The organism is uncultured Cyclobacterium sp. (assembly GCF_963976465.1).
In the GTDB taxonomy this organism is placed as follows: Bacteria; Bacteroidota; Bacteroidia; order Cytophagales; family Cyclobacteriaceae; genus Cyclobacterium.
Map to the genome: position 1 here is coordinate 1 of NZ_CAXBOC010000230.1, position 8,301 is coordinate 8,301.

Consider the following 8,301-nt stretch of genomic DNA (forward strand, 5'->3'; position numbering starts at 1 on the left):
CCGAGGCCACCTCCGCAAAACTTAAAAGGCAGTCCAATGTAGCCAAGACCCTTGCATTCTGCTGGATTTGTTCTACATAATCCCCTGCATCCTGAACCAAAAGTTGAAAATACTTTTGCTCCAAGGCTATCAACCTCTCTTCAGCATGCAATATCTTTTCTTCATACTCCTTCAACTCTTCGGTGATGTATCGTTCTGCATTCACCAAGGTTTGCTTCCGTATCCATTCCGGTGGCACCTTGTCTTTATGGGTATTGCTCACTTCCAAATAATAGCCAAACACCTTATTGAAGGCTACTTTCAAGGAGGTAATCCCTGTACGTTGTACTTCCCTTTGCTGAATTTGAACTAGGTAATCTTTCCCTGAATTGGCCAACTTCCTGTATTCATCCAAGTCCGAATCCACACCATTTTTTATGATCCCCCCTTGATGGGTTAGCATGGGTGCATCTTCCATTAGCTCTTTGTCAATCTTCTCCAGCAAATAGGAGCAAGAATTCAGTTGGTCAGACAATTTTTTTAAAGCACCATTTTGCTGGGTCTTTAGCAGCTCCTTGATGGGCAGGGTATAATTAAGGGCTTTTTTAAGATGGTTCATTTCCCGGGGATTGATCCTGCCCACAGCCACCTTGGAAATCAACCGCTCCAGGTCACCAACATGCTTGAGGTGGGAGAAAAGCTCTTCTCTTAACTCTGAATGCTCATAGAAAAAGCCGACTGATTTTTGCCTTTCTACAATCAATGCTTTCTCTTGCGGTCCAAAATCTGAATAAGAGGCACGCCGCCTTCCTGTTGAGGATATACCAGCTCTAAATTCCTAATGGTAAATTTATCCAACCACACATATTTCTCTTCAGCGATACGGGAGATGGAAACAATATGCTTGACTTGCTTGTGTTCCGTTTCTTCCAAATAATAAAGAATGGCACCCGCCGCAGTAATGCCAAGCTCCATGTTTTCCACGCCAAACCCTTTAAGGTTGTTGGTTTCAAAGTGGTTGGTGAGTTTTTCATACGTATAGGCAGGCTGAAAAACCCAATCCTCGCAATGAAAGGTATGAAAATCATTTTTTAACAAAGCTCCGGCAGCCCCCTTAGCAGCTTTGGAATAGATAACCTCAGAAGGGTTGAAACTCTGTAAAAGCTTTTCAATATAGGATTGGTGCCCTTCGGCGCACATAAATTCTCCCGTGGAGAGATCTAAAAACGCAATCCCTAATCGTTCTTTCCCAAATTGAATACTGGCTAAAAAATTGTTTCGACGTTTATCCAGTACATTGTCATTGTAAGCCAAACCGGGTGTCACCAATTCTGTAACCCCTCGCTTTACAATTCCCTTTACCTCCTTTGGATCCTCCAGCTGGTCGCAGATTGCCACTCTATTTCCTGCCCTGATCAACTTGGGGAGGTAAGTATCCAGAGAATGGTGTGGAAACCCGGCCAACTCTATATGAGAGGCAGAGCCATTGGCTCTTTTGGTCAGGACAATGTCAAGGATCTTGCTTGCCTTAACTGCGTCTTCTCCAAAGGTTTCATAAAAATCCCCTACCCTAAAAAGCAAAATAGCTCCGGGATGCTTTGCCTTGATGGCATTGTACTGTTTCATTAAAGGGGTTTCTTTGGCTTTCGTCTTGCCCATCGTGTTTTTTCTGTTTCAGGACATGAATTTAATTAAGAATGTAAGGGAAACAAAACCTAAATTTAAACCTGTCTTCCCTTTGACATTGTTTTTAATGCCATTAAATAAGTAAATTTGATCGCTTGAAGGTATTATTTTACCTATCACTCATTGAATCAGCGTGTTAAAAATTTTAAATTTTCTGCCATGAAAAAACTCAGCATGGATGAACTCAACCGGCTCTCTATAGAAGATTTCAAAGAGGTCGAGAAAAATCCAATGGTCTTGATATTGGATAATGTCCGTAGCCTTAACAATGTAGGGGCGGCATTCAGGACTTCTGATGCTTTTCTGGTGAAAAAAATTTTCCTATGTGGTATTACAGGTAAACCCCCGCATAGAGAAATTCATAAAACAGCCCTGGGCGCCACCGAATCGGTAGACTGGGAACACCATGAGAGCACATTAGAAATAATCAATAGATTAAAAAATAAAGGATATGAGATCTGTGCTTTGGAGCAGGCTTCTCACAGCACCCCTCTCAATGAATTTGCTCCAAAACCAGGAAAACCATATGCCTTTATTTTTGGTAATGAGGTCTTTGGTGTGGAAGAAGATGTGGTATCGGCTGCAGACCAAGTGTTGGAAATCCCTCAATTTGGAACCAAACATTCGTTAAATATTTCTGTAAGTATTGGCATAACACTCTGGGACATGGTCAGCAAAATGAAAGCCTTTAAATAGAAAGGTAAAACACATGTTAATTGAAATTTTTTGACCTTTTTATTATTCCTCTCTTTTGAGGTACTTGTCTATAATTTCATCTGTTTCCTGATCCTCTGCCAGCTCCAATAGTGCTCGATTCACCTCATAAATTAAAGGGCTTTCTAAAGGAAAGGCAAAACCATACCCCTGCTTGTAATATTCTGCTTTGGCCATAAACAATTCTTCATCTTCCACTTTCTTGAGATGGAACAACAGTTGGGGACGGTCGTACAAAACGGCAGCCACTTCCTCATTTTTCAACCTTGAAAATGCTTCTTCCAAGGAGTGGACACCTAAAGCATTGCCATTGTGCTCTTCTATAAACACTTCCGAAGGGGAATTGGCTATCGTCGCTACATTCTTATTGGCCAATTGTTCAATATTTGAAATTGGCGAGGTTCCCAAAGAGTTCAGGGTCAGGGTACTGGCAATTCCGGCCACCATGGAGGTAGCAAAAATAATGGATATAATCATCCAACTTCCTGCAATTATTCTTCCGGTTAAAGTAATTGGAGCCTTGTCTCCATATCCTGTAGTACTCATGGTCACAATGGCCAACCACATCCCATTGCCGATACCATCAACCGGGTCCTCAGGAAATTGATCCTTTGAATGCTTCCTTTCAGCCAACCAAAGCATGGTGCCTACAATGGCCAAAATAAATAAGAACACAAAAACTGCAATTAATAACCTGACACTAAAGAAGGGTTTGATTTTGTCCCAAAAACTCATTTTAGCTGACCGGGAAACGATGGCTAAACTAGAATTATAAAAAGGTTGGGAAAACCTAAAATTTTCCACCCTGCTGGAGGTAATACTGATAGGTCCAATTACCAAATCCAATGCCCCCTCTTCCAAGGAATGCAAAGCGGCATCTACAGTAGTATAGGACTTAAAATAATAATTCCATCCATGTTTGGCTGCCAATTCTTCCCAAATCTCCACTGAAATCCCGCTAACATCCTGCCCTTCACCATATACAAACGGCTCACTTCCTGCCACTCCCACAAGCAAAGTATCAATGTCTAAGCGCAATTGACGGGCTTGAAGGCTTGTGGTTAGGAGTAAAAGGCATAGTATTGATAAGATTAAGTTTTGGGCTTGATGGTTTTGAAACATGTGATTATGTTTTATTAAAGACATTCTAATTTATTGATTTATTTCAATAAATTGAATTTAAAACACTTCCAATATGATGTATAAACGTTCATTTGGCACCTAAAAGACGTAGGTTTAGGCCTTGCCAAAAAAAAAATTATCTACAAAAAAATTTAAATATGAGAAATACTTTTTATTGGGTAATCTTCACCTTTATCTGCGCTTGCAATAACCATAAGGAGGTGAAAAGTGATCTGGCCAAATTAAATATTACATTGGACACTGTGATTATCGATTCAGGTCAGGAAATACTATTTCTTAACGGTAAATTAAGATTAAGTACCCTAGGCGATGATAAAAAACACCTATATAATTTCAATAGTCAGGAAAATGCCATTGAACAGATCAATCTCAACACATTGGCTTTTGAGAAAAAATATGGGTTCGAAAAAGAAGGGCCTGATGGAACCGGTGACAATGTTTCTGCATTGAGCCTCCTTGATAAGGGAAGGGTATTTATAAGCTCCTTTCCTAGAGATCATATTTTCGATTGGCAGGGTAATAAAATCGAAAGTTTTGATATTACAGCAATCAGTAAGGACTTGAACCAACATCAAGAGGGAGACCGGCCATACAAAACTTTATATTTAGATCAAGGATCTCGACTAGTATCCTTGATACAAAATTTTGAAAAGAAATCCAGTAAGCTGGCCATAATCAACCAGCAAAAGAAAAACATGATCAAATGGCCTATTCCGGCCATAGAAAAAGCTAAAAATTTTGATCTAACCCTCAACAGTGGAGGAATGGAGATTGCCCTGGGAAATGTTCATTACCTTGTTAAAGAGGGGGATCAAATTATTTTAGGGACAGGGGTAAGCCATGAACTCTACGTAATAAATATTGAAAATGATTCCCTTCAATACAAAACTTACCAAAGCAATTTAACTCCTGGTGAAAAAAGTGGTAGCTATCCTGCTGTAGTGGGTGATCAAGCTGAATTGGCAAAATTACATCAGCAAATTCAGGAAGACATCAATTTCATGGCTCCGGTTTGGGATGAAAAAAAGCAGGTTTATTACCGTTTTTCTTTTCAATCCCTCTTTGATGAGACAAAAAAAATACAGGGATTTCCCCAGCCTAAGGGTGCGAAGGTCTTCCTAAGTGTTTTGGATAAGGACTTTAATCTGTTGGCTGAAACCCAGGTTTCTCAATTGAACCAAACCCCTGGATACTATTTTGCCAAAGATGGCAAACTATGGCTATTTGAAAATATTGAAGACGAAATGGGCTTTGTAAGGTTGGATATCAATTGGTAATCAATTCATTCCGGCCAAAAAAGATCAAATTAAAAATAATTACTAATTTTTTAGGAAATTAAAATTTTATCAGCTAAATTTTTAGTCTAAACTGATAACCTTATGAAATACAGTGCTTACTGCTTTGCTTTTTGCTTAATACTTGCTTGTAGTGGTCCAAAAACAGGAGAAGACGGAGCTTCCCCATCTTTAAATATCACCATGGATACTGTGTTAATTAATCCGGGGCAGGAAATATTATACCTTAATAGTAGATTAAGATTAAGTGCATTAAGTGATGATAAAAAATACCTATACAATGTCAATCCTCAAGAGTACTTAATTGAACAAATTGACCTCAACAACTTGGCATTTAAGAAAATTCACAGGTTTGAAAAGGAAGGGCCAAATGGTATAGGTCAATACTTTTTCCGTTTTTCTCTGATAGATGAGGATAGATTATTTTTTAGCACCTATGAGCATGAAGGTATATTTAATTGGGAAGGCAAAAAGCTTAAAACTTTCAATATTACTGAATTAGGAAAAGGACAAGGCCAGTTAGTAGATGAAGATAGGCCCTTTAAAACCATCAATCGGACACCCGGTGGAAATCAATTCGTTTCTTTAATTTCAAATTTCCAAGAAAAATCTAATTCACTAGCATTGATAGATCTGGATCAATCCACATTTATTAAACTTGCCATTCCTGCCATCGAAAAGGCACAAAAATTTCAGATTATTTTAAGAGAAGGGCAAGGAAGTGCAGCAACCGGTCTGGACCGGTACCTATTGAAGGAAGGTGACAAAATATTAGTGGGAACGGAGGCAAGTAGTGAACTTTATGTTATGGAAATGGAGAGCGATTCCCTCAAACACATTACTTTCAAAAGCCAACTCACTCCCAATGAAAAAACAGGAGAGTATCCCAGTGAAGTCAGTGACCGTACTCAGTTTAGAAATTACCTGATCAAAATTAAAGAAGAGATCAATTTCATGGCGCCTGTATGGGACGAGGAAAAACAAGTTTATTATAGGTTTTCTTATCAGATGACCTATGATGAATCTAAGGTTACTGATGAAAATCAATTTTTTCCACAACCTTCCGGGGCAATTGTTTACCTAAGTGTTTTGGACAAGGAACTCAATTTAATTACCGAAGGGAAAGTACCTGAATTAAGTAAAAGTCCCCCTTTTCATTTTGCCAAAGACGGTAAATTATGGCTATTTGAAAATGTCGAAGACGAGATGGGTTTTGTAAGGTTGGATATTAAATGGTGAACAACTGTAGAGAAAATTAGAGCCTAGGGAAGGAAATCACTTCAGATTTTTGAGAATTCCTTAAAAATTTAGGATAACTAAAAACTATCCACTAAATTTTATTCTCAAACTTTAAGCCAATGAAATCCAGCTTTTACTGCATTACTTTATTTATTTTTTTTGCGTGTAACCATTCAAAATCCACCAGTAACAGTGATGCACTACCTTCTTTAGAAATATCCTTAGACACCGTCGTGATAGATCCAGGTAAAGAATTTCTATTCCTTAATAGCAATTTGAGCTTAAGTACACTAAGTGAGGATAAAAAATACCTTTATAACATCAACTCCAAGGAATATACCATTGAGCAAATCAACCTAAATACCTTAGCATTTGAAAAAAAGTACCGCTTAGAAAAGGAAGGTCCGAATGAAGTTGGCCATAGTATACATACATTTTCACTCATTAATGAAGACAAACTTTTTATTAGCACTTTTTATAACGACGGTGTTTTTAACTGGCAAGGAGAAAAACTAGAAAGCTTAGGTATTAAAGAAATAGGAATTAGTTTAGGGCAGTTAAAAGAAGGTGACAGGCCCTATAAAACGGTTAGTATAGCTTCAGATGGTAGTAAATTTGCTTCTCTAATTCACAATTTTGAAGATAACAAACGTTCTTTTATTTTAATAGAACCAGCCAATAATACAATTAAAGAACTCCCAATTCCAGTCATTGAGAAAGCCAAAGATTTTGATATAATGTTGGTAGAAGAGAGGCCACTTGCCATTGTTGGTCCTCAACGTTATTTAAACATTGAGCAAGGAAAAGTCATACTGGGAACCGAAGCAAGTAGTGAACTTTACGTATTAGACAAGGACGCAGACTCGCTAAGACATATAACTTTTAATAGCCGGCTTATTCCCAATGAAAAGTCAGGCACTTATCCACCAGAAGTTTCAAGTAAGAATCAGTTTATAACCTATGCTCTAAAAATACAGAAAGACATCAGTTACAAGGCACCTGTTTGGGATGATAAAAGAAAGGTCTACTATCGATTTTCTTTTCAATATATTTTTGATGAAAATAACATACCAAAAGAGAAACGACTCTTTCCACGGCCTATTGGAGCAACAGTTTATCTAAGCGTCTTGGATAAGGATTTTAATTTGGTGGCAGAAGGAGCTGTTCCTCAATTGGATCGTACACCCTCCTTCCACTTTGCCAAAGACGGCAAATTATGGCTATTTGAAAATATCGAAGACGAGATGGGTTTTGTAAGATTGGATATATCCTGGTAAACTGAAACCTGACCTTTGGGGTTTCCAAAACCCCGAAGGTCTATGGATATGTTTTATAGAAAAATTTGTATTTTTATTCAACCAACCTAATACAAGTTATGACCGATATATTTGAAGTAGGGGGAATGTATCATATCTATACCAGAACAATTGGAAATGAAATACTATTTCGCAACGATGACAATTATGCATATTTCATAAAAAAATATTGTTATTATCTTGATGACAAATTGGATACTTTAGCCTTCTGTCTTCTTCCCAACCATTTCCATCTTTTGGTAAACATAAAAGAAAATTCGACCAATGAATTGATTGTTAAAGGATTTTCAGATTTCTTAAACTCCTATTCTAAAAGTTATAACAAAGTATTTAGTAGAAATGGCGCGTTGTTTCAACGGAAATTTAAACGCAAGAAAATTGATACGGAGGAATATTTAACCAGGATAGTTATTTACATTCATCTTAATCCGGTAAAACACGGATTAACCAGAGCTCCGTCGGAGTGGAAATTTTCTTCATATAGAAGCTATTTATCCAAAAGCCAATCCAAATTAAATAGAGAACTGGTTATAAAGTGGTTTGGTGGGTTAAATGGGTTTATTACCACTCACAACTCAAATACTGATCTTTTTCTACCTGAAGAATTTACTTTAGAAAAATATTGACCTTTGGGGTTTCCAAAACCCCGAAGGTCTTTTGCGTAAACAAAGTCATTAAAAACCTTCGCGATCTCAAAGACCACAAAGGTTAAGTTCCCCTGACCTTTGGGGTTTCCAAAACCCCGAAGGTCTTTTTCGTAACCGAAGTCATTAAAAACCTTCGCGGTCTCAAAGACCACAAAGGTTAAGTTCCCCTGACCTTTGGGGTTTCTAAAACCACAAAGGTCTTTTTCGTAAACAAAGTCATTAAAAACCTTCGCGATCTCAAAGACCACAAAGGTTAAGTTCCCCTGACCTTTGGGGTTTCCA

General features: G+C 37.8%; 7 protein-coding genes and 1 pseudogene. 5 read left to right on the plus strand and 3 right to left on the minus strand.

What is annotated here, in order from left to right; genetic code table 11:
• A pseudogene (locus AAC037_RS13540) lies at positions 1 to 1,638 on the minus strand (DNA mismatch repair protein MutS); the annotation flags it as partial.
• A 186-nt stretch (positions 1,639 to 1,824) separates the two neighbouring features.
• Between AAC037_RS13540 and AAC037_RS13545 the strand changes: the two are divergent.
• A complete protein-coding gene (locus AAC037_RS13545) occupies positions 1,825 to 2,361 on the plus strand; it encodes an RNA methyltransferase (RefSeq protein WP_339903491.1) in 537 nt (178 codons plus the stop codon).
• Between the two features lie 42 nt (positions 2,362 to 2,403).
• On the opposite strand, the gene AAC037_RS13550 is transcribed toward AAC037_RS13545, so the two are convergent.
• Complete coding sequence (locus AAC037_RS13550) at positions 2,404 to 3,501, minus strand: transporter substrate-binding domain-containing protein (protein WP_339903492.1); 1,098 nt, start codon at positions 3,499 to 3,501, stop codon at positions 2,404 to 2,406.
• Positions 3,502 to 3,659: 158 nt separating this feature from the next.
• Here AAC037_RS13550 and AAC037_RS13555 point away from each other — a divergent pair, with 158 nt between their 5' ends.
• The 4 genes from AAC037_RS13555 (at position 3,660) to AAC037_RS13570 (ending at position 7,998) form a co-directional block, all read left to right on the plus strand.
• Positions 3,660 to 4,799 (plus strand): DUF4221 family protein, encoded by a 1,140-nt coding sequence (locus AAC037_RS13555; protein ID WP_339903493.1) that lies wholly within the window; start codon positions 3,660 to 3,662, stop codon positions 4,797 to 4,799.
• A gap of 102 nt (positions 4,800 to 4,901) precedes the next feature.
• Positions 4,902 to 6,056, plus strand: a complete 1,155-nt coding sequence (locus AAC037_RS13560) for a DUF4221 family protein (RefSeq protein ID WP_339903494.1) — start codon at positions 4,902 to 4,904, stop codon at positions 6,054 to 6,056.
• A 119-nt stretch (positions 6,057 to 6,175) separates the two neighbouring features.
• Positions 6,176 to 7,333, plus strand: coding sequence for a DUF4221 family protein (locus AAC037_RS13565; RefSeq protein ID WP_339903495.1), 1,158 nt, complete (start codon positions 6,176 to 6,178; stop codon positions 7,331 to 7,333).
• Between the two features lie 125 nt (positions 7,334 to 7,458).
• Complete coding sequence (locus AAC037_RS13570; protein ID WP_339903497.1) at positions 7,459 to 7,998, plus strand: transposase; 540 nt, start codon at positions 7,459 to 7,461, stop codon at positions 7,996 to 7,998.
• Here AAC037_RS13570 and AAC037_RS13575 read toward each other — a convergent pair.
• Positions 7,941 to 8,301: hypothetical protein (locus AAC037_RS13575; RefSeq protein WP_339903496.1), on the minus strand; the 361-nt coding region annotated here is incomplete at its 5' end. The two genes, AAC037_RS13570 and AAC037_RS13575, sit on opposite strands and share 58 nt — an antisense overlap.